Source organism: Cupriavidus basilensis OR16 (assembly GCF_000243095.1).
Taxonomy (GTDB): domain Bacteria; phylum Pseudomonadota; class Gammaproteobacteria; order Burkholderiales; family Burkholderiaceae; genus Cupriavidus; species Cupriavidus basilensis_D.
In genome coordinates, this window is sequence record NZ_AHJE01000344.1 from 1 (window position 1) to 1,514 (window position 1,514).

The window sequence follows — 1,514 nt, forward strand, 5'->3', positions numbered from 1 at the left end:
CCACCACCTCCAACTCAATCCGCATCGCGGCCAGCATCACCCGAAACGCCGATACCGTATTCCCCGGGCTCTCCGTAACGGCACAAACAACCCGACCCGTACCGCTTGTCGTCATGGGCGCCAGCGCTTCCACCGATGCGCGCACCGGATCGACAAAGGTCTTGCCGGGGAACAAGCGCTGGAAGTAATCGCCGAGCCAGGGCAGATGCGTGGACGACAAGGTGAACACATCGATCTCCGGCTGCGCGGCCAGGATCGCGCCAAGGAAGGCGTCGACTTCGGCGCCGGCGCGCGCCGGATCGCTGAGGAAGACCCCCGATTCCACCAGTTCGACCAGTGCCGATGCATTGAACGAAGACGCTCGCCCGCGCCCCCGGCTAGCCGTGGCGATGTACTCGCCAAGCTCGGGGCTTTCTACCAAGGATCGCACCCCAGTACGCCGATATGCCCGGACTTCGAGCGCGCCAGGGCTTCGGCAACCGGCGGCAGCACGCCGAACAGCGGCACGCTGGCGGCGCGGCGCAAATCGTCCAGCACCGTGACCGATGGCGCGTTGGATGCCATCAGGATGGCGCTCGCGCCGAGTCCCTGCAGGCGTTGCACGGCTTGTGCGGTGACTTCCAGCAAGGCTTGCCTGTCTTTGCCGCCATACGGAAAACTGGCGCGGTCGGCGAGATAGATCAGGTCCTGGTCCGGGAAGCGTTCCTGCAGGAGCCTGACAGCGGCATAGCTGCCGATGCCGGCGTCGAAGACACCAATGGGTCGATGCAGCGTGGCGAGGGGTTCCATGACGATTCGGTGAGTGGGTTCGCAAGGACTATCGCGTCAAATCGGTACAATTAGAAGTGCCGATAATGGCAATTCTAATTGGGCCATTTATGCCGAAGATGCGCGACGCCGAAGTGCTGGACCTGGCCGTGCTGCCAAGGAACGCGGGAGAAGCCAAGCAAGCGTGGGTGTATCGCAGCATTCGCCAGGCCATCCTTGGCGGCAGCCTGCCACGCGGCGCGCGGCTTGCGTCGACCCGTACGCTGGCGGCGCGCTGGGCGGTGTCGCGGGGGATTGTCGAACTGGCGTTCGAGCAGTTGCGGCTGGAGGGCTATATCGCGAGCCGGGTCGGCTCAGGCTCGCGCGTGAGCGCCAGGCTTCCGGAGGCGTTTTCGCTGCACGAAGTCAAGGACGCCAAAGCGCCCCCGATGACACAGGCCATCCTTGCCACGAGCGCCGTGGCGGTGCAAACGCGCGTCGTTGCGGGCCGGCCCTTCGTTGCACGCCTGGCCGATCCCGCGCTGTTTCCGCTCGACGATGGCGCAGCCATGTCGGCCGGGCGCTGCGGTCGTTGTCCGCGCAGCAACTGAGCGACGACGATCCCTGCGGAGACCTGGCCCTGCGCGGGGAATCGCCGCTTACCTGCGGGCGACCCGCGGCATCCGTTGCGACGCCGGGCAACTGATGGTCGTGACCGGTATCCGCAAGCCATCCGACTCGGCCGCGCGGGTGGTGCTGCGCGAGCG

General features: G+C 66.2%; 3 protein-coding genes. 1 reads left to right on the forward strand and 2 read right to left on the reverse strand.

Annotation, left to right across the window (positions count from 1 at the left end; translation table 11 throughout):
- On the reverse strand, window positions 1–430 hold a 430-nt coding region (locus tag OR16_RS42740), incomplete at its 3' end, for a hypothetical protein (protein WP_237717408.1).
- Window positions 415–789 (reverse strand): glutamate racemase, encoded by a 375-nt coding sequence (locus OR16_RS42745; RefSeq protein ID WP_063709637.1) that lies wholly within the window; start codon window positions 787–789, stop codon window positions 415–417. The genes OR16_RS42745 and OR16_RS42740, both read right to left, overlap by 16 nt.
- A 98-nt stretch (window positions 790–887) precedes the next feature.
- Here OR16_RS42745 and OR16_RS39055 point away from each other — a divergent pair, with 98 nt between their 5' ends.
- Window positions 888–1,358, forward strand: coding sequence for a GntR family transcriptional regulator (locus OR16_RS39055; protein ID WP_237717409.1), 471 nt, complete (start codon window positions 888–890; stop codon window positions 1,356–1,358).
- The last annotated feature ends 156 nt before the right edge of the window (window positions 1,359–1,514 follow it).

What these genes read in the sequence shown, in the direction of transcription:
- OR16_RS42745 (WP_063709637.1), bottom strand. Translation starts at nt 789, where the DNA reads ATGGAACCCCTCGCCACGCTGCATCGACCCATTGGTGTCTTCGACGCC.
- OR16_RS39055 (WP_237717409.1), top strand. Translation starts at nt 888, where the DNA reads ATGCGCGACGCCGAAGTGCTGGACCTGGCCGTGCTGCCAAGGAACGCG.